This is a genomic window from Enterococcus sp. C63 (assembly GCF_040887215.1).
GTDB lineage: Bacteria > Bacillota > Bacilli > Lactobacillales > Enterococcaceae > Enterococcus_B > Enterococcus_B hirae.
The window spans coordinates 92900-114247 of record NZ_JBFOFI010000010.1 but is presented as its reverse complement, the minus strand read 5'-3'; the positions used below and the strand labels follow the sequence as shown (position 1 = coordinate 114247).

The window sequence follows — 21348 nt, the reverse complement described above, 5'->3', positions numbered from 1 at the left end:
CGAGGCACTAAGCCAAACAGTACTACGACAGAAAAAGAAGAAGTCGTGACAGAAGAAATTCCTTATCAAACTGAAACTATTGATGATCCAAGTTTAGATTTAGGGGAAATGAAAGTACAAGTAGAAGGAGAAAAGGGTAGTCAAACGATTACGTATCGAATTACTTATGATGCTTCTGGAACCCAAATCGACAAAAAAGAAATCAGTCGAGTAGTCACTAAAGAACCAGTAAAAAGAGTAATTTTACGTGGGACGAAAGTGAAAGCAGTAGACCGAAGTGCCTTAGAACAATTGATTCAAGAAGCAAAAACCTATCAAGAAAACCAATATACTGCTGATACTTGGAAGGTATTTACGGAACAACTAGCTAACTCAGAAACAGTAGTTGAAAATGAAGCTGCAACGCAAGAAGAGATAGATCAATCTGTTGTTAAACTAAATGAAAGTATCCAACAGTTAAAAACAAAAGTAGTGAATAAGGAGAACTTACAACAGCTGATCAATCAAGCAAAAGGATATAAACAAGAGTCGTATACTACTGATAGTTGGTCCTCACTTAGTGCAAGTCTGCAAAAGGCAGAAGGAGTAATGAAAAATGCGCAAGCAACGCAAGAAGAAGTCAATCAAGCGGTTACGGAATTACAACAAAGCATTCAACAGCTAAAAGTAAAGGTAGTAAATAAAGAGGAACTACAAAAGCTTATAGATCAAGTAAAAGGCTATGAAGCAGCTTCTTATACTACAGATAGTTGGGCACCATTTAGTACAAGTCTGCAAAAGGCAGAAGGGGTAATGAAAAATTCACAAGCAACACAAGAAGAAGTAGATAAAGCAGCCTCTAAGTTACAACAAGCCATTGATCAATTGAAGAAAAAAGAAGAAGTTCCTGTAGTTAAATTGGCTTCTATTGATAAAAATGTTGATCAAAAAACAGCCACTATTCATTATAAGGTGACAGATATAGATGATACGTTACAATCAATTCAAGTAAAAGTATATCAAAATCAGTCTTTAAAAGTAGAACAAGCTGTTGATTTAAAAACACATTTAGTAGTACTAAATAACCTTGCTTATAATACTCCATATACTTTAGAGACAATTTACACGTATAGAATTAATCAACAAGCAATTACCAATAATCAACAAGAAAAAGAAACGATCGAATTAGTGCCTAAGAAACTAGAAATCACTAATTTCAATACATTAAAGCTCTTCAAAGTTAATGATAATGGCTCTTTGAAGAATATTATTGGATTAAAAGAAGTACCACAAGATTTATCCAATTATATCGTTCAAATCGATTCAACAAACAATAAAGATATTCTATTACCGGTTCATGAGATTCAAGAAGTCACTGAAAATGGGGAAGCAAAATATAAAGTAACTCTTTCCTATCCGGAATTGGTTACCTATGACTCAACCACGAATGATTTTACTGAAAACTATGCGTTTTATATCAATAAAATCACACAGAAACAAGGCGTGTATACAACATTTAGCGATTTAGTGAAAGCAATTAATAGTACCCCAGATGGTACATTTATAATTGGGGCAGATCTTTCTGCTTCTGAAGTAGTAGCAAACGGAGATAGTTATATCACAGAAGCCTTTGCTGGAACACTAGAAAGTGAAGCTGGAAAAGTTTATACGATTTATAATCTGAATAAACCATTATTCAATGCTATTAATAATGGTACAGTTAAAAATATTCATTTAGTTGATGTATCTATAACCGGAAATCAAACTGGAGTTGGATCATTAGCAAAAACTGCAGACCATGCGACAATCCAAAATGTTCATGCAGAAGGAACTATTCGTGTTCCAATAAATGCTGGTGGTTTAATATATACAATGAACAATTCTTCGAAGTTACTAGATAGTTCTTTCTCAGGATCATTGATTCTGACAAGTAGCGAAAATTATTTCATTGGTGGTTTAGTAGGAATACTAAATGGTCAATCCGTGATTGAACGAAGCTATGCAAATGTTGATATGATTGTCTCTGCATATCGAAATGACAATAAGTTAGGTGGACTAGTTGGACAAAGCTATAGTGATACCTGGATTAAAAATTCCTATGTATCAGGTAGTATTGTCAATAATGGCTCTGCAGGATTTATTGGGGGAATTATCGGTAGTTCTTGGTATAATGGTAAAATGGAAAACGTTATTAGCTCTGTATCTGTTTCAAATGGGAATATGATTCATGGGGATACAGGATATACGTATGCTCCATTTACGAACATCTATTATGTTCAAGGAGCAGCCGAAGGAAAAAGTTATGCTAAATCTACTGATATATCTGAGGAACATGCGAAAGAGCTGATTGCTCAATGGGGAATAAAGATAGTTGAATTAACTCAAGCTGCGACTATGACTGATTATAGCCATTTATCTGGTTATCAAAAAGAGCGAGAAACTGCTTATCGAAATGTGGAAAAACTTATTCCTTTATATGATCGATATACGGTATTACGTTACGGGAATTTAGTAGATACAAGTAGTAAACTCTATACTACGTCAGTGTTATCTGTGACACCAGCGAAAGATCACCAAGTGATTACAGATGTGTTTGAACAATTATCCGATATCAATCAACTACTGATCCACTATTCAGATGGTACGGTAGAGTGGTTAGCCTTATCTAATGAATCTAGCTTTAAGAATACGAAATTAGTGGAGTTTCAATTAGGAGATAGTCTCATCTATACACCAATGCAATTCCAAAATAATTTCGACTCTCTATTGAATCAATTAAAAACAACTTTTGATGGAATAGAATTTCTATCTATAGATATGCTTCAAAAATTTGGGTTCATGTGGACAGAGGATGAAGTACAAAAAGCACAAGATCAAGCAGTTGCTAATTATAAGAAAAATAATCCAGATACTGAATTAACTTCAGAAAAAGAACAAGAATTGCGTACACAAGCAGAAAAAGATCTTCAAGAGTCGAAATATAATAAATTAAGAGATATGTATTTATGGGAATCCTTTGATGCAATCAAAAAGAACCTGAATCAAGAATTACGTTCGATCTTGGTGAATAGTACAGTTGTTGATATGAATTCAGAGGGTATTTCTAAATACTTGCTTACTAAATTAAAAGATCAAGCTCAAAACTTACTTTTAGGATTAACATATGTCAATCGGCTCTATAATATTAATTATGGTGATGTGAATACGAAAGAGTTGGCGATGTATCGGACCGATTTTTATGGTTCTATGGTTGATAACTTAGATTGGTTGATTTCTTTCGGAAATATGAGTTATGAAAGCCTGCAAGTTAAAAATAACTACAGTACTTTTGGGACACAATTCTCAACGGTAACTGGAAAAACGAATTTGATCGATTACTTGGATTATAATCGTAAGTTATTTGTACCTGAAATGGATGAAAATGACTGGTTTAAAGGAGCTACAAAAGCCTTTGTATATGAGGCACCCTCAAAAGAAGTACCGGATGCAGAAGTAAAGATCTATCCTCGGTTAAAAGGGAAAAATCGTACAGAATATCGTAACTTTATCTTACCATTATTGAATTTAACTTCGAATAATGTATTTATAGTAACGAATATGTCGACAATTACTTTTGGTTTATATGAACGCTATATCGATGAAGCGTTGAAGAAAACACCAGAAGAGTATGCGGAAAAGGTAAAAGAATTTGAAAAAACATTGGCTCATTATGGTGATTTATGGGCAGGTTACTATGATACTTGGTATCGGATTGTGGACGAGAAAGTAAAAAGCCAGCTCTATACACGAGATATTCCAGTTTGGGATGGTTATTGGATCATTGATCAGACAAAAGGATGGCCATATTATCGTCGTTGGGTTGGAAGATATGATACCAGTGTTCCTGCAATGGTGGAGTTTTTTGGGGCTATTGGAAAGTGGTATGATCCTAACGGAAGTGGTGCGTATGCGAATGGTAATTTAGTACATTTTGTTGTAGATGGATCTGTAGGTGATTATGGCACTTCTACATTGACACACGAAATGACGCATAACTTTGATGGAGGAATTTACTTCAATGGGTACGGTCGCCGTGATGGAGAATATGCAGAAAACTTTGCGATGGGCTTATTACAATCACCATATACAAAAGATTCTTCTGTTTATGGATTAAATATGGTCTATGAATGGCCTGAAGACAGTTTACGTTCTCAAAACTATAGTCCGTCCATTTTTGAAAGTGCTCAAGATTTGTATGAGTATATGCATGGTGTATTTGATGTTACGTATTTGTTGGATTATGTAGAAGCCGATGTCACTTTGCAAAAATCGAAAGACGAGCTTAAATATCTATATCGTAAGCTTACTTTTGAAAATGGCACAGATAAAGTTGTGGAATTTACCGCAGAAGAATGGGAAAAAATGAATCTAAAAACTGTCGATGATTTAATTGATTATAGCGTAGTATCTAGACGTTATTATGGCGGAGCTTCTGTTGGAAATAACGCATATTATGAAATTTCAATGTATGCGCCAATCTACTCTGCATTACAAAATAGTAATGGTGCTTCTGGAGGAATCGTCTTTAGAAAAACAGCTTATGAATTGTTAGCTGCAAAAGGTTGGACAGATGGGTTTGTACCATATGTATCTAACCAATATAAACAAGATGCTCAAAGACAAGGAGAAACATTCTCTGATGTATTTATCATTAAGAAGATATTTAATGGTCAATATAATAATTATGAGGAATTCAAGAAAGCTATGTTTAAGGAACGGAGCGATAAGAAAAATAAAATTAAATCGATTACCGTGCAATGGAATAACTTGACGCGTGTAATTAATAACTATACTGATTTACAAGCGTTATTTATGGAAGCTTTGGAGTATGACTTGGTATTAATTAAAAAGAATCAAAATCCAAGATATATGGATGATTTGAAAGCTAAGATCATGCAGAGCTATCATTTATTAACGAATGATTTTAAAGAATCTATTTTCAAATAAAAGAATGTACCATTTCCTTTTTAGGGAATGGTACATTTAACTATTTTTTATAGGGGAAATACGTATGAAGCAGATTACTAAAAGACTAGAAACATCTTTAACTACTTTGTTGACTAGAAAATCTTTTGAATCTATTACAATTAGTGAGTTAGCTTATAACGCTAAAGTTTCGAGAAGAACGTTTTATCTTTATTTTAAGGATAAACATGAATTTATTTTATTTATCGTTGATAGACACCTGCAAAAATGAAAGAAGCATCTATTAAAGATCGTCAAACTCTATTGAAATCTACTCAATTTTCCAAAAACTTAGAAACTATTTTATACTCTAATGAAGCTTTCTTTTATGTTGCTACTTACGTAGGTGAACATCGATTGATTTTATCTGGCTTAACGTCTAAGAACAGTACACATGCGTTTTATGATCAATTGTATCGGATAATGATTGAAGAATTTCATGAACGAATAAAAATATTTAATGGAAGTTATATCTATAGTATTCCGATTAAATATATTGATCAGTATTATAAAAGATTGTTTTAACCTTGATTTCTTCTTGCTCTAATCTTGTTCTTGAATCAAGGTTTCTAACTTTTTTAATATGCGTTCTCTGCTCTTAAACAAATAACTTCTTCTTCAAGAGACTCGTCTTTAAGTTTTTTTAGGAATATTTAGCTTGGAATTCATACTAATTTTTCTGCTTCTTTTTTGGCTCTCAAGTGAAGAAGCACCGCCTTCTTCATATTGCTCTATCCATTTACTTAGAGTTCTATTTAAACCGATATTAAATTTTTTTGCGGTTTCTTGGATAGAAAGACCATTTGTTTCCATATATTCTATAACATCAATTTTAAATTTTGTAGTGTAGCTTTTGCCACCTCCAACCATGATAGTTATAAATCCTTATCCAATGTCTAACCAGTGTACGATTTATTTGATATTTATGTGCAAGATATTTGTATCCGTTTTTGTTATTTAAATAATCTGAAACTACTTTTTTCTTAAAATCAAATGTATATATCTGCAAAAAAAACCCCCCTTTTAATTAGATTTCTAGTCTAATTAAAAGGGGGGCACATCATTTAAGGGGCTAGCGAATTGCGAGCCATTCTAGGGGTTTTTACTTTTCTATTTTAGATTAATAAAAATAATTTTAAAGAAGTTTATTTTATCTATTTAAATCAATCAAGATTTCTTTAAAATTATTATCTATATTTGTATAAGATATATAGTATATATTTGGAAAAATCGTATTATTATTTTTCAATCTCTCATCACAAATTATAATGTTATTCTTAAATTGTAAAGGAATATCCTCCAATGAATAATATATATTATCTAGTAAAATTCTATTAGAAGATAGTAGGTACTCTTGGATTTTTTTTCTATAGATTAAATATATATTTATATTTTTAGAGACTACTATAATCATTTGTTTCTTCTGATTGATTATGGATATAATTTCTATGCTAATTCTATTTAGTTCTTCTTTAGAAAATTTAAATTCTTTGTCACTAAAACTCTTTATCCAGTTATTAGTAATATTTAGAAATTTATTTAGAAATATTTCATGAGTATTTTTCTGATAGATAGGGCTGGATAGAAGGAATTCCTGCTCTGAGAAAAATAGTGGAGTTATAAATCTTAAAATAGAGCTTTGTATTATTGTATCATTGATATTGTTAACTTTAAGATTTATATCTAAAGAAATTAATAAATCAGGTATTTGAGGATTGGTTTCAATCATTTTATTCATCAATAAAAGATGGTCTTTTTCAAATAAAACATAATTGTTTACATTAAATGAGATCATTCTAAATACAATGGATAAAAAAGCGATTTCATGATCATCTAACTCAATACCTATAGTTGATATAATACGTTTTATTTCCAAAAACATTAAACTGGATTTAAGAAACTTTAAGTATTTATCGCTAATAAAAATAGGATTATTTTCATGTCGTTCTATAGCTAAATAGATACCTCCCAGAAATAAGCGCTTTTCTAATTTATTCATTTTTATATTAAATGGTATTTCAATATTATCATATATAGATATATTAAAAGGTACTTCAATCCTTAATAAAATTTCAAGAAAAGAATAGCGGTAGTATAGTTCACTTTTAATAGCTTTTCTATTTTCAAAATAAGCATTAACTCTTTTTTTTAGATGATAAGCCTTTGTTAATGAAATATATTCTGAGTCAGCTATATCATAGTAACTGTATTCAATGTTTTTTAATTTTAAAGTACAGAGCTTCAAAAAAATTGAATCCCTATAGATTAGTTCTGCCACATCAAAATATTCTGTATCTTTTTTAAAATATATTCTATATATTGGACCTTTGTGATAGATTTGATTGATATACTTGCTACACGTATTGCAAATAAAACTAAAATCTCTTTTAAATGTATCTATAGTGAAAGGTATTTCAAGTATATTCAGATTTATTTCAGTAAAATAGAAAAAATATTTTAAAGTTTCTGTCTTTCTGATTATGTCTTTTTCAATATACTCTTTTATCATAAATATTCTCCTCCAATGTCGTATATGCTCATATTTTTAGTTAAATTATATTAATATATTACAATAAAAAGATTTATTTTTTATTATTTTATCTTTTGAAATTAAATTTTTAAAAAAAGTGTGCATATTGAATTTTTATTGATCATATGATATTTTTTCTGTGACTTATATTAAGTAAATAATCTTCAATAGGAAAAGTGAAGTGATTAATATCGTGTAGCGAATGTAAGATTAGTCAATGAGTATTTTAAGTTTTATTGATTATATGATAAAGAAATAATACAGAAATATTGAAATTGTGAGGAGAGAATTATGAAGAATTATTCTGTTTTTTTGAAAGAAAATGAATATTTTCGATATTTTGAAGAAAAGTATAATAATAAATTATTTTCTCAAAAATATCCTTTAATCTCTAAGAGAATGAAGATTCTATGTGAATCAATTAAAGAAAAAATTTACAATGTTGAACCAAGTAATTTTTTTCGTATACATGCAGAAGTATTAGGACTAGATGCACAATTACAAATTCTGTTATCATTTGTAGATACTGTTCAGCACGATGAAGATTTTTCTGAAGCAATGATTTTGAAATGCTCAAAGGAAGACTATACTGTTTTTATGAAGGAATTTTGTGAAATGGATGTAAATGATATTGTCAATCATTCACTATATTTTTCGGTAATTTAGTTTTATCCTTTTGTATACTTAATTTAGCTTATCTAAATATCAATGTATTTTTTGGTAATTAAACATTAAGGTAATTTGAATTTAGTACTGCATGGAATCTGACTTTAATAAAAAAGACTTGCATTTGTACCCCCAAAAAAAAATTAGATTTTTTTGAGGAGGTATTTTTTATGGATAAATATCCTTTTGAGCTTAGATTAAAGATGATTTGTGATTATTTGGATGGTAAAGGCGGAAGTGATTATATGCCAAAGAAGTATTCCGTTAAGGCTTTGTCACAAGTTAAGCACTTGATCAATATCTATCAAGAATTTGGTGAAGAGAGCCTAGTAAGAAAGTGTCAAAATAAAAAATATTCTGTTCAATTTAAGCTGAATAAGATTAGAGTTATATCAAACAAGTGAGCTATCCTATCGTGAAGTTGCCAACACACTTAACATGAACAATCTTAATTTATTTATGGAAGTTTGTCTACTTTTGTCTACTTCTGCTCAAAGAAACGGTAATACATGATTATTAACGAAGAAAAACGATGGATTGGAGGAGCTGCTACTGCAGATATTAACCTTGTATTTGTGAAAGATACATCAGATAATAAATTAAATGTTTTATTATTCCAGGAAATACTGAAGGAAAGATTGCTCTCAGAGTAGTTCAAAATGGTCATATCTATTTAAATAATGTAGAAGTAAGTGATGAAGCAAGATTAGAAGCATATTAATGGCTTTAAATATGTTTCTAGAATTCTAAGAGATACACGAGCTGATATTGCGCATGTAGCAATAGGAATGCTAGCAGGTTTATTAGAAGTAGCTTTGGCTTATGTTAAAGAGCGCAATCAATTTGGAAAAAAGTTTGCTGCATTTCAATTAGTTCGAGAAAAATTAGCTATTATACAAGATAATTTATAAGATTGGCAGAATTACAAGAAAAAGATAAATTTTAAATTTATAGAAGAAAGCTCTACTTTAGATAAAATGCATTAAGATTAAAAAAAGTTTCATTGGTAAGAGAAATGGTTGGTGGGAATGGAATATATTTAACAAGGCTTTGTTTTTTTCTTCTCTTTTCTTCTTTTAAATAAGGAAAGATTTTTTTATAAAGGATCTGATAGAATTCGTTTGATTGCTTATCCACAGTAGATTCATAACTATTTGTCACTTTACGCCAGATGAAACTGAACGTTTTGGCATCTACTTTGGTTTTTGTAACTTAAAATCATATTTTGATGGTTAATTTCAAAATCGGACTTTTTTTTCTTAATGACTGTAATTAGTTTCGTGCACAAAGCGTGCGAAACAAGAAACCCGCGTGTTTCTATGCGTGGAAGAAGTAGCTTTAGCGATAAAAAACTCCTTTCGATATACTAGTGAGTGGCTACCAACCGCTCATCAGATCGAAAAGAGTTTTTTCATGTCATATGAGAAAGTAATGAGTCAGCGTACTGATTTTCTAAATAAGTTATTAAAAACCACGATATTATTTGTATGGAAGACTTAAATACACAAGGTATGTTTCGTAATCATAAATTAGCGAAAAGTATTTCTGATGTTTCTTGGTTAAGTTTTGTGACTAATTTACAATGAAAGACTAATTGGTATGGAGCGGAAATTATCAAAGTTGATAAATATTTTCTGGTTAGTCAAATTTGCTCAAAATACGGACATAAAGACGGCAAGAAATCTCTCGAAATTCGAGAATGGATTTGTCCTATTTGTTATGCTCATCATGACCGAGATATCAATGCAAGTATCAATATTCTGAACGAAGGTCTATGACTAAAACAATTAGCACAGATCCAATAAAGAACTGTAGGAACTATGGGGGTATGGTAAATACAAGACATCGCTATTAGTGACAAAAATAATCTATCAAGTATGCTCTTTTTCCAAGAAGATTCCACTTCAAGCATTAAAAATCGCTAGCTTTAGCTAAGTGGTCAGTAATTCACAAATGATATTTCCTACCCTTACATAAATAAATTCCATTTTTGAAAGAAAATATTTTCGTGGTTAATATCTAACTAATTTTAGATAAGGCATATAACAATTTCTTTTGTAATAAATCTATTGGATTTCCTCATTTCAAAAATTAGTTAAAATATACAATTAATAATAAAAAAAATAAATTAGATAATCTATTCTTTATTTGACTGAGAGTGTAAAATATTTTGTGTAAATAGAAAAAAGGAAGTCCCTTCTGTAGAATAGAGTTACCACAACACATTCACAGAAAAGAGGACTTCCATATGAACGATTTTACTACAGAAATTCTAAAGACTCTAGCGAACAAAGGCGATTTGAATGAATTATTCCGTGTCCATTTGGAAAAAGCTGTCAATACGCTTCTCAAAACGGAGTTAACGGCTTTCCTCGATTACGAAAAGTACGATCGCATTGGTTTTAACACGGGTAATTCTCGTAACGGCTCCTATGACCGTACGGTCAAGACCGAGTATGGGGAACTTCATATCCAGATTCCGCGCGACCGCAACGGCGAGTTCAAGCAACAGACTGTTCCTGCTTATAGACGGACGAATGATACCTTAGAGGAGACCGTCATTCACCTCTTCCGAAAAGGTATTACCATGTCGGAAATCGCAGACTTGATTGAGAAAATGTATGGGCATCACTACACGCCCCAAACCATGTCCAACATGACTAAAGTGCTGACTGAAGAAGTAAATGCATTTAAAGTTAGAACTCTAAATGATAAGTATGTCGCTATTTTCATGGATGCTACTTATATTCCTTTAAAACGGCAAACCGTCTCCAAAGAAGCAATCTATATTGCCATTGGTATACGAGAAGACGGCACTAAAGAAGTACTAAGTTATGCAATTGCCCCGACTGAATCGACCTACGTTTGGAATGAGTTGTTACAGGACATTTACTCCAGAGGGGTTCATGATGTCTTACTGTTTATTACTGATGGCTTAAAAGGCATGAAAGATACGATTCACCAGATTTATCCTAAAGCTAAATACCAACATTGCTGTGTTCACGTTTCCCGTAATATTGCTCATAAAGTACGTGTCAAAGATCGAAAAGAAATCTGTGATGATTTTAAGGCTGTTTATCAAGCTAGCTCAAAGGAATAGGCAAATACCTTTTTAGGGAGTATGATTGAGAAGTGGTAGAAAACTTATCCTAAAGTGACGCAGTCACTGATAAAAAATCAAGATTTATTGATTTTTTATGAGTTTCCGCCTAGTATCCGCCGAAGCATTTACTCAACTAATTTAATCGAATCTTTCAATAAACAAATCAAGAAATACAGCCGCAGAAAAGAGCAGTTTCAAAATGAAGAATCACTAGAGCGTTTCCTAGTATCCATCTTTGATACATACAATCAAAAATTCTTAAATAGAAGCCATAAAGGCTTCCAACAAGTGAGGGATACATTAGCTTCAATGTTTACTGAGTAACCCATTATTTTGCAGAAGGACGAGTTATTTACACAAAATTATTGACGCTCCCATTTGACTTTTAGTGGAGTACTTTTAAATCGTAAAAATATAATATGTATTATTTTACCTACATGTTAAAAATCCAGTCTTACTTTCCTGCTAAGTAAAAAAAGTTTTACTACTTTTTTCGTATTTGATATATAAATTTCTTTTTTTAATAATTTATTATTTAATCGTTAAGACAACTATACTGTTCTTTTTGTTTTTTTACAAACACAACAATATTTAAGAGAGAGAAATAAAGAACGTGAGTAATTTTAACATTGTTTGGAGATTTCATAATAGTGAAAAAAATTGAAATTTCACAGTTATGAGTTTATTAAATAATAAGGAGGAAAAACAATGGATAGAAGTACAAAAAAACTATCTTTGATGAGCTTTTTTGCTATAACTGCCTCAATGGTCATGACAGTTTATGAGTATCCGACATTTGCAACATCAAAGATGAATCTAGTTTTTTATTTACTAGTTGGGGGCTTTCTTTGGTTTATTCCTGTGGCACTTTGTTCTGCGGAAATGGCTACTGTGAAAGGATGGGAAAAAGGTGGACTTTATACGTGGGTCTCAAAAACTTTAGGAAGAAAATGGGGATTTGCTGCTATTTTCTTCCAATGGTTCCAAATTACAGTAGGTTTTATCACAATGATTTACTTTATTATAGGAGCACTATCTTATGCACTTAATTGGCCAGCTTTAAATACGAATGTTTGGTTAAAATTGATTGGAACATTAGTAATTTTTTGGTTAATAACAATTTCACAATTTGCTGGGACAAAAAATACTGCTAAAATTGCAAAATTAGGTTTTTTTGTCGGAATATTAGCGACTGGAATACTTCTCTTTGTTTTAAGTATTCTTTATATTATGCAGGGAAATCCAGTAAAAGTTTCTTTTGGGGCAGATGCTTGGCTTCCAGATTTTACTAAAGTAAATACGTTAGTGGTTTTTGTTTCATTTATTTTAGCATATGCAGGGGTTGAGTCGTCTGCTAGTCATGTGAAAGATATGGAGAATCCTGGGAAAAATTATCCTAAGGCTATTTTGATATTAGTAATTTCGACAATTATTTTAGATACATTGGGTGGTGCTACAGTTGCTGCAACAATCCCACAAGACCAGTTATCACTGGATACAGGAGTAATCCAAGCGTATTCTTATTTAATTCACCATTTTGGTGGAGGAGCAGTACTTATTCGTATCATTGCAGTCATTATTTGTTTAGGTGTTGTTGCTGAAATTGCCACATGGGTAGTTGGCCCGTCGACTGCTATGCTTGAAGCAGCTGAAAATGGACTGCTACCAAAACAAATGGCAAAAGTTAATAAATATAATGTACCTACCAATATCGTATTAATTCAAGGAATAATCGTTTCTATCTGGGCAGTTGTACTAACATTAGGAGGAGGGGGAGCTAATCTTTCGTTCTTTGTTGCAATGGCTTTGACAGTATGTATTTATCTTGTAGCTTATGTTCTTTTATTTATTTCTTACATCAAATTAGTGAAAGAAAAGGAAGATTTAGCAAGATCATACCAAATTCCTGGTGGAAAGAAAGTAAAAATTGGTGTAGCAATTATAGGATTACTTGTTTCAGTTTTTGCATTCTTTATATCGTTTTTTCCACCTAACGATATCGGTTATGGTAAAGGAGGAACGTATTTAGCTATCTTAATTATTAGCTGGTTAATTATTTTAGTTATCCCTTTTGGGATTTATAAAACATTTGATGAAAAAGGAAATAACAGAAAAATCTAAGAAATCAGTGCTTTTTAGGAGGAGAGAAAAATGTTATTCAGTAAAAAAAATAGACATGAAGCACAATATTTGGAACCTATTTTCGGAAATGAAGCGATGGACGAAGCGATTCCTATGTATAAACTGCCAAAAGGCTCGCTGATTCCTCGAGATGCTTATCAATTGGTAAAAGATCAATTAATTGATGAAGGTGTGTCAAGACAAAATCTCGCTACATTTTGTCAAACATACATGGAACCAGAAGCTGCAAAAATCATGTGTGAAACATTGGACAAAAATGCAATAGATAAAACTGAATATCCACGTACAGCAGAGATCGAAAATCGGTGTGTTAACATCATTGCTGACTTATGGAATGTTCCAGATGAATCTGATTTTATAGGTACCTCGACTGTAGGTTCGAGTGAAGCTTGTATGTTGGGGGGATTAGCATTAAAATTTGCATGGCGTAATCGTGTAAAAAAACTTGGTTTAGATATCAATAAACAAAAACCTAACTTAGTAATTTCTTCTGCATATCAAGTCGTTTGGGAAAAATTCTGTGTTTATTGGGATATTGAAATGCGCACAATCCCGATTGATGAAGAACATGGGAGTATCAATATAGACACTGTAACCGATTATTTTGATGAATATACGATTGGCGTAGTAGGTATCTTAGGAATCACTTATACAGGAAAATATGACGATATAAAGGCATTAGATAAAAAAATAGAGGAATATAACAAACAGACTGACTACAAGGTATATATTCATGTAGATGCTGCCAGTGGTGGATTATTTGTACCATTTATGGAACCAGAACTTGAATGGGATTTCCGTTTGAAAAATGTACGTTCAATTAGCACTTCTGGACATAAATATGGATTGGTATATCCTGGTGTTGGTTGGGTTATCTGGAAAGAAAAAGATTTTTTACCAGAGGAATTAGTCTTCAAAGTTAGTTATCTTGGAGGAGAAATGCCAACAATGGCAATCAATTTCTCAAGAAGTGCAAGTCAGATAATAGGACAATATTACACATTTATCCGTAATGGGTTTGAAGGTTATCGATCAATTCATAAAAAAACCAGTGATGTAGCAAAATATTTAGCAAAAGAAATTGATAAAATGGGTTATTTTGATATTTATAATGACGGTTCACAATTACCAATTATTTGCTATAAATTGAAGAAAGATGTTTCTATCTCTTGGAATTTATATGATCTAACCGATCAATTTGCAATGAAGGGGTGGCAAGTCCCTACTTATCCGTTACCTGATAATCTATCAAATATTAATATCCAACGTTTTGTTTGTCGAGCAGACTTAAGTATGCAAATGGCCATAGATTTAATTCAAGATATGAAGACTGGTATTGATTACTTAAATCAAAGATCTATACGGAAAGAATCCCCTGATATTACTTATGGATTTTCCCACTAAATTTCAACAGATAAGTTATTATTTACCTCCTTTAAATTGTTTAAGTGAAGTGCACCCCAAAAGTTAGACTAAAAATCTAATTTAGAGGGATGCTTTTTTTGAGGAAATACACACTGGAATTTAAGGAAAAGTGGATAGTCTTGTTTTAGCGAATACAAAAATTAATCTAGACAAGGCGTTCAATAATTTTTTCCGTGATGAATATGTCGTCGTTCAAAAGAAAAAAATGGTTCAAAGTTGCACAATCAACAATCAGAATGGAACAATTGTTTTGATTGATAATAAATACGTCAAAGTTTCTAAATTGAAGTTTTTAGTTAAAATTAAGCTTTATAGATAATCTAAAGGTTTGATCACAATCTCACGTCATTCAAGTGGCAAATACTTTGTTTCGTTGCTGCGTGAAGAAGAAGTTGTTGAGTTAAAAAAACAATTATGCAATTAATATTTACTTATGTATTATTGACGTTGCCATTCTTTCAAATGATCAAAAGATTGATAACAATAAATTCACATCAAAAATGGAAAAGAAACTAAAACATGAACAACATAAATTGCTAGACGTACGTTATTGGCTAAAAATAAAGGTGTCAATCTTTTTGAAGCTAAAAATAGAAATGCATAGTAGTTCGATTATACGAAAAAGTAATGAAGCAACGTACCGATTTTCTGAATAAGTTGAATACAGAAATCATCAAAAATCAGGATAGATAAAATGAAGAACCGTAGGAGTAGAGATTGGTAAATAAGAGACACCATTGCTAGTGAAAAAATAAGCTATCAAGTATGCTGTTTTCCCAAGAATCTCTCATTTCAAGTTTTAAAAACCGATAGGTTTAGCTGAGTGATGAGATGAGTAGTTCACTGTAGTCACCAATCCCCTGTAGTCTAATAGTATAAGCCTAGAAAAAATTTTAAATTTTTTTAGAAATTAAATTAATTTTTAAAAATCTAGGAACTGAGCTTTTAATTATTTATAATTTTTTAGTCATTTAAAATAGGAGGAAGTATTTTGAAAAAAATGATCTATATTATTATAGGAGTCATTACGGTAATCTTTATTTGTATTGGGTCAATGACTATCGCTAAAAATGATGAAAAGAAAGAAACAACAGAAATTATAACAACAGAAAAGAAATCTGCTCAAGAAGTAAAATCAGTATATGATAAATTAACAATAGGAACAGGTTTGGAGAATGTAAATAAAATATTAGGTTCTCCGTTATATACGGAATCTTCTACAGATCATTCGGGAAATTCTGAAACCATTTATACTTGGGGAAGTAGTAAGAACGGAGAATTAGGTGCTAAGTTAACTGTTGGTACAGAAAACAACAATGTTGTCGAAAAATCAGTATCTGGATTATATGTTTCTTATGATAAAGAAAAAGTAGTTTCTTCTAAAGTATTTGGAGAAATTCAAATGAATAAGGATTTATCAAAGGAAAAAGCTATTAAAAAATTTGGCAAACCGAATGCTATTGCGGAATATAAAAATTCAAATGGTGAAAATATTCAAACATTGACGTGGGAAACAAATACTACTGGACCATTAGGATCTTATTTTGTCATCACATTTACGAATGATATTGCTACTTCTAAAAATGAAGTTGGATTAGTGTAAGCCAATTTTAAATAGCCAAGTTTAATAGAAAGTTTAATTAAAACACTGAAAGCTATCTATGATGAATTGCCCAAACAGTTTAAAAAGAGATATTTCAGATATTCATTGATGAGAACTGACATTAGATACAATAAAAAAGAGCACCTCAAATTTAGTAAAATAAATTTGGAGGTGTTTTTGTCATGGAAAAAATGGTTATCACTAAAGAAGTGAACTACTCAGCACTTAGCTAAACCTAACGGTTTCGGGGACATTGGACATAGCGATCAAGCTAAGAGGCAATTGGTACCCCCAGACAGAAGAAAAGATTGCGCTTTCTTGTAGAATTGATACAATTATCTAAAAGGACGTGTGCTTTTATGAATCCACCTATTGAACTTGTTAGCGCTGAATATGAATTTCCCAAAGGGGTACATGACGCTCTAGGGCATTGTCTTCTCTATTTGGAATCCTTTGCTTCTAAATCAGTTTGTGCGTATGATATTCAGACATGTGAAGTAAAATTAATTCGGAAAATCCGGAAGAAACTTGATCAAGTCGTTCACCAGGAACTATTGTCGATGGAAATAGAAATCCTTCAACAGAATAGTCGAATTTTACCTGCAGTCGATCATTGTTCGCAACAGCTTGAGACGCTCCTCCAAAAGACAAATCCACTTGGTGAGAACGTCCGATTTGGCAGTATAGGCATTGACGGGATTGCCCAAACTAACGCAGATGATGCACTGTACTTACAAGAGGAACAAGCCATAGTAGAGCGCTACCGACAGTTGTTCTTGAAAAGGAATGATCCGTCAGTCGAACTGGATCCTTATAAATGGTAAGTAAAAAAAGCAGGAGCCAAGATAGCTCTTTTCAGGCACTCGCTGAAATATTTTATCGAATAATTGATCGAAACAGGATCAACTAGTTAGCTTATGAAACAGGGTTCTGCCAACGATGGAGTAAGGTCCAAGGGGACGATTTTTTCTCAACGTGTGTTTTCTTTGTCAATTCAATCGCTAAAGAAACACTGGTTGATTTGTCGGTCTACTTAGAAAAACAAGGATAGATCAGTATCAGCCCGCAGGGCTTACATGAACGCTTTAATGAACGGACCGTTTCTTTTCTTGAGCAGTTTTTGAAGCAGTTGATCCAAACAGATGCCTCGAAAGAAACCACATTATTGAATGAGGATTCTGTTTTTAAACGCATACGGATTATCGATTCTACCGCATTTATTTTAGATTCGTCGTTTGTCGATGAATTCCCAGGTTCTGGTGGAACCAGACATACTGTGGGAGCTAAAATTCAATTGGAGTATGACTTGATCAGCGGTCGAATTTTGGAAAACTACCTAGGCGCAGAACGAGAAGGTGACAAACAGTTTAGTGATACACATCTAGCAAAAATAATTCCTGGAGATTTGTGTATTCGAGACTTAGGTTACTTTGATTTGAGTGAATACCAATCAATTCAAGCTGCTGGAGGTTTTTATATCACCTGAGTAAAGACAACCACTCGTTTATTTGTAAAAAATCCTAATCCAGAGTCTTTTAAAAAAGCAAGTAAACAGAAAAAGCACAGTCAATATTTACCGCTTTCTTTAGAAGGATTCGTTGATACTTTACAACCAGGAGAAACAATTAAATTTCCAGAAGTCTATTGCGGCAAAGGACACTACCTTGGGGCTCGAGCAATCATTCGTTGTTTAACAAATAAAGAACTAAAACATCGACAACAACAGATAGAAAAATTGGTAAAAAGCGCAAACCACTAAGTGATCGCAGCAAGAAAATCAAGCGGTTAAATATTTATATCACGAATTGTCCGGTAGTCCATGTCCCAATGGACATGGTACATGAGGTATATTCCTTACGCTGGCAGATAGAACTTCTTTTTAAAGTTTGGAAATCGGTCTTCAAAATTAATAAAATAAAAAAATAAATAGTCACCGATTAAAATGCCATATCTATAGCAAATTGATTGCCCTATGGCTGACGATGACAACGATGTACAAGATGAGAAAACTATTGTACGAAAAGCAAAAGAAAGAGTTAAGTGAATCAAAAACCATGCATGTGTTAATACACTATCTACCAGATTTCTGTCAGGCTTTCAGGGGTGACCTTATAGCGATTGAAAACTTATTAGACCGTATTTTTAATCTGTTAAAAAGAAACGCTTTGAAGTCTCGAAGAGGGACAAAAAAGACAAGTATGGATATCCTTAGTCCCTTTATCAGGTAAAAAAATTTAAAAGTCATGAAGCTTATTTAGTGTATGCTTTTTTTAGAAAATGTGACAAAGTCCGAGAAATTCTTTAAATAAAACTATAATGTATCCTTATATTTTGCCTTAGCTTGATGGCTATGTCCAGTGACCCCTTTACTTAAAAATTGTATATATTGTGAATTGAAGCCTACTTTGTATATTTATTTCCAGAAAGTCATTGGAGTAAATATTCTAGATAATTATACTCGGCCCAACAGGGTATAACCTGTTGGGCTTTCTGTTTAGCTGTTAGAAACTTAAATTAGCAAATGAGATTGAAGTTTAGCAATAAAAATAAAAGGGATGTGTTAGAAACTTAATAGTTTTTGATATATGATTAAATTCGCGGTATAATAGGATTTGTAGTGTTTCATAAACTTATGTCAAAAAGTTAAGGGGATTTTCCATGATTTTAGAGAATAAATTGGGTTTGACCAATCAAGTTGAGTTGGCCAAAGCTGAAGAGAAAATCAGTAAGCAAAAAGCAAAAGAATTATACGATTCTGGAAAAATAAATGAAATCGAAGTCGGTACGTTTAAAGGCTTATCTGAAATTCATGATTTTCTCTTTTCAGAGATTTATGATTTTGCAGGAAAAATTCGGACGGCCAATGTCGCAAAAGGAAATTTTCGTTTCGCACCGGTCATGTACCTGGAACATTCGTTAAAGCATATTGATCAAATGCCACAAACTTCTTTTGAAGAGATTATTAATAAATACGTGGAGATGAATATCGCTCACCCTTTTCGTGAAGGGAATGGACGAAGTACTAGAATTTGGCTAGATCTCATTTTAAAGGAAGAATTGCAAAAAGTTGTTGACTGGAACTTGATCGATAAAACAGACTATCTTTCTGCAATGGAGCGAAGTCCCATAAACGATTTGGAGATACGGTATCTAATTTCCAATGCCCTGACTGATCAAATCGACGATCGCGAGTTATATATGAAAGGAATCGATGTCAGCTATTTTTATGAAGGATACTCTGAGTATACGATAGATGATTTGTAAGAGCAGGTGGGTTAAATGACAAAATATGGCTATGCACGTGTCTCAACTGCTTCTCAAAGTAAAAAGGAGCAGATCCAACAGCTGCTTGAGAACGGTGTTGAGAAGAAGAATATTTTTTCTGAAAAATTTACAGGTACGAAACGAGATCGACCGAAGTTTAATCAGCTGTTAGCTGGTCTGAAGCCTGGAGACGAAATCGTTGTTACGAAACTTGATCGATTCGCCCGTAATACAAGAGAAGTACTAGAGATCATTGAACCTTTACTCGATGATAACGTCACGATTAAGGTATTGAATCTAGGAACGATCGAAAATACGTCAATGGGTCGAATGGTTACACGCACGTTGTTGAGTGTAGCTGAAATGGAACGTGATATGATTGTAGAACGTACTCAGGAAGGAAAATTGTTTGCGAAAAAGAATAATCCTAATTTTAAAGAGGGACGTCCGAAAGCAACAATCACACCAAAGAAGAGGCACGCATATGAATTGATTACTTCCGGTAAATCGTACAAAGAAGTGGAAGCCATAACGGGGTTCAGTTGTAGTACACTTTTTAGAATTAAGAAACAAATAGAAGGCAGTGATTAGAAGATTGATAAAATGAATATAAAAATCTCTTTCAATTTAAATGAATCGTTGTTTATACGAACATTCTAAGGTCAAGTTCGCTCATTAAGAAATATCATTGGTCGAACAAAGCGTCATATTAGCTACGAATAGAGATATTTTTAGGGAGAATCGAAGAAAATGAAAGAACAACAATTAGGCTATACTTTTTGGGGACGTCCATTATACGGATTAGAAAGAAGAACAGCTGTATCGATCTATTGTGCTTGTGGTGAGTTGATTCAGCAAAATACTCAAACGAAACAATATCATTGTAAAAATTGTGGGAATTGTTACCAATTCATTGACCAAGACTTCCAATTGCTAAACGAAAAAAATAAGTAGGTCTATGAAAGTCAGACAAATAGTCTGACTTTTTTGCTATTTTAGAATGTTCCCTTTTACAAATGCAAACGTATGTTTGTACAATCGAATTGAAATGGGGTAGAATAAAATGTTTGATTACTCAAATGGGACAGTCAATGATTACTTTTTGATCGATATAAAAAATTTTTATGGTGTGAAACGTTTCTAACTGAAAAGGTTAGGCACACAAGTAGTTCTTGTGGAGAACTGATGATTTGAGGAGTGAAATGATGGTGTAACGACCTGAAGCGCTCCCTCTGATACTCCGATTGGCAAATCTGTTGATTAGAATAAGAATTTGTCAAAAGCTAGGTAAAGCCGGCTGAGAGTTACCGTAGTTGCATTGTTGCAATCAAAAGCTGTCCAGCGGTGGATAGTGTAACCTATAAGTCGGGAGTCCAAAAATTACTCATGGTGAGAATGTGCAATTGTACTGACAAATTCGCGAATATACGAATCTATAGGCTTGGGGTGCAGAAATGTATCTTGCCCGCACAAAAGATATTGTGACATAGGGTGCGACTTGCGGTTTAGTAAGAATCGTAGATATGAATAACCGTGCAGTGTTAAGGGCACTGGAAAGTCGCAGGTTTAGAGTGAGCACCTAAAAGTAAATGTACGGATAAAATCATTGGAACGTTGAAAGCTAGTGACGTG

At 32.4% G+C, this 21348-nt stretch carries 15 protein-coding genes and 6 pseudogenes; 19 read left to right on the top strand and 2 right to left on the bottom strand.

Going from position 1 to position 21348, the window contains the following annotated elements; all coding sequences use genetic code 11:
- From AB3H90_RS13610 to AB3H90_RS13600, 3 genes are all read left to right on the top strand, one after another.
- Positions 1 to 4965 (top strand): ZmpA/ZmpB/ZmpC family metallo-endopeptidase (locus AB3H90_RS13610; protein WP_368016868.1); only part of this gene is annotated, 4965 nt, incomplete at its 5' end.
- Between the two features lie 64 nt (positions 4966 to 5029).
- Positions 5030 to 5215, top strand: a complete 186-nt coding sequence (locus AB3H90_RS13605; RefSeq protein WP_081129220.1) for a TetR/AcrR family transcriptional regulator — start codon at positions 5030 to 5032, stop codon at positions 5213 to 5215.
- Positions 5212 to 5508 carry a hypothetical protein gene (locus AB3H90_RS13600; RefSeq protein ID WP_081125806.1) on the top strand — a complete coding sequence of 99 codons (297 nt, stop codon included), beginning with the start codon at positions 5212 to 5214 and terminating at the stop codon, positions 5506 to 5508. Before AB3H90_RS13605 ends, AB3H90_RS13600 begins: the two co-directional genes overlap by 4 nt.
- Here AB3H90_RS13600 and AB3H90_RS13595 read toward each other — a convergent pair.
- A pseudogene (locus AB3H90_RS13595) lies at positions 5498 to 5992 on the bottom strand (transposase); the annotation flags it as partial. The gene AB3H90_RS13600 and the pseudogene AB3H90_RS13595 sit on opposite strands and share 11 nt — an antisense overlap.
- A 141-nt stretch (positions 5993 to 6133) precedes the next feature.
- Positions 6134 to 7492, bottom strand: a complete 1359-nt coding sequence (locus tag AB3H90_RS13590; RefSeq protein WP_081129219.1) for a hypothetical protein — start codon at positions 7490 to 7492, stop codon at positions 6134 to 6136.
- Positions 7493 to 7804: 312 nt separating this feature from the next.
- Here AB3H90_RS13590 and AB3H90_RS13585 point away from each other — a divergent pair, with 312 nt between their 5' ends.
- The 16 genes and pseudogenes from AB3H90_RS13585 to AB3H90_RS13510 all read left to right on the top strand — a co-directional run bounded on the left by AB3H90_RS13585 (position 7805) and on the right by AB3H90_RS13510 (position 20670).
- A complete protein-coding gene (locus tag AB3H90_RS13585) occupies positions 7805 to 8179 on the top strand; it encodes a hypothetical protein (protein ID WP_368016867.1) in 375 nt (124 codons plus the stop codon).
- A gap of 170 nt (positions 8180 to 8349) precedes the next feature.
- A pseudogene (locus AB3H90_RS13580) lies at positions 8350 to 8635 on the top strand (IS3 family transposase); the annotation flags it as partial.
- Between the two features lie 260 nt (positions 8636 to 8895).
- Positions 8896 to 9090: an acyl-CoA dehydrogenase family protein gene (locus tag AB3H90_RS13575; RefSeq protein WP_081129216.1), complete on the top strand. Its 195-nt coding sequence runs from the start codon at positions 8896 to 8898 to the stop codon at positions 9088 to 9090.
- Positions 9091 to 9598: 508 nt separating this feature from the next.
- A pseudogene (locus AB3H90_RS13570) lies at positions 9599 to 9957 on the top strand (RNA-guided endonuclease TnpB family protein); the annotation flags it as partial.
- A gap of 206 nt (positions 9958 to 10163) precedes the next feature.
- A pseudogene (locus tag AB3H90_RS13565) lies at positions 10164 to 10271 on the top strand (RNA-guided endonuclease TnpB family protein); the annotation flags it as partial.
- A gap of 156 nt (positions 10272 to 10427) precedes the next feature.
- Positions 10428 to 11606 (top strand): annotated as a pseudogene (locus AB3H90_RS13560) (IS256-like element ISEfm2 family transposase).
- 384 nt (positions 11607 to 11990) lie between these two features.
- Positions 11991 to 13403, top strand: coding sequence for an amino acid permease (locus AB3H90_RS13555; protein WP_197725943.1), 1413 nt, complete (start codon positions 11991 to 11993; stop codon positions 13401 to 13403).
- A 30-nt stretch (positions 13404 to 13433) separates the two neighbouring features.
- Entirely contained in the window at positions 13434 to 14828 is a 1395-nt protein-coding gene (locus tag AB3H90_RS13550; RefSeq protein WP_128427772.1) for a glutamate decarboxylase, read from the top strand.
- Positions 14829 to 14955: 127 nt separating this feature from the next.
- Positions 14956 to 15536: pseudogene (locus AB3H90_RS13545) on the top strand (RNA-guided endonuclease TnpB family protein); the annotation flags it as partial.
- Positions 15537 to 15849: 313 nt separating this feature from the next.
- Positions 15850 to 16452, top strand: coding sequence for a DUF3862 domain-containing protein (locus tag AB3H90_RS13540; RefSeq protein ID WP_226062823.1), 603 nt, complete (start codon positions 15850 to 15852; stop codon positions 16450 to 16452).
- 359 nt (positions 16453 to 16811) lie between these two features.
- A complete protein-coding gene (locus tag AB3H90_RS13535) occupies positions 16812 to 17276 on the top strand; it encodes a hypothetical protein (protein WP_081129210.1) in 465 nt (154 codons plus the stop codon).
- 296 nt (positions 17277 to 17572) lie between these two features.
- Entirely contained in the window at positions 17573 to 17938 is a 366-nt protein-coding gene (locus AB3H90_RS13530; RefSeq protein WP_164885448.1) for a transposase, read from the top strand.
- Positions 17939 to 18186: 248 nt separating this feature from the next.
- Positions 18187 to 18378: a transposase gene (locus tag AB3H90_RS13525; protein ID WP_081129207.1), complete on the top strand. Its 192-nt coding sequence runs from the start codon at positions 18187 to 18189 to the stop codon at positions 18376 to 18378.
- Between the two features lie 732 nt (positions 18379 to 19110).
- Complete coding sequence (gene fic, locus AB3H90_RS13520) at positions 19111 to 19716, top strand: protein adenylyltransferase Fic (RefSeq protein WP_128427684.1); 606 nt, start codon at positions 19111 to 19113, stop codon at positions 19714 to 19716.
- A 15-nt stretch (positions 19717 to 19731) separates the two neighbouring features.
- A complete protein-coding gene (locus AB3H90_RS13515; protein WP_368016866.1) occupies positions 19732 to 20307 on the top strand; it encodes a recombinase family protein in 576 nt (191 codons plus the stop codon).
- A 159-nt stretch (positions 20308 to 20466) separates the two neighbouring features.
- A complete protein-coding gene (locus AB3H90_RS13510; RefSeq protein ID WP_368016865.1) occupies positions 20467 to 20670 on the top strand; it encodes a DNA helicase UvrA in 204 nt (67 codons plus the stop codon).
- Positions 20671 to 21348: the final 678 nt, after the last annotated feature.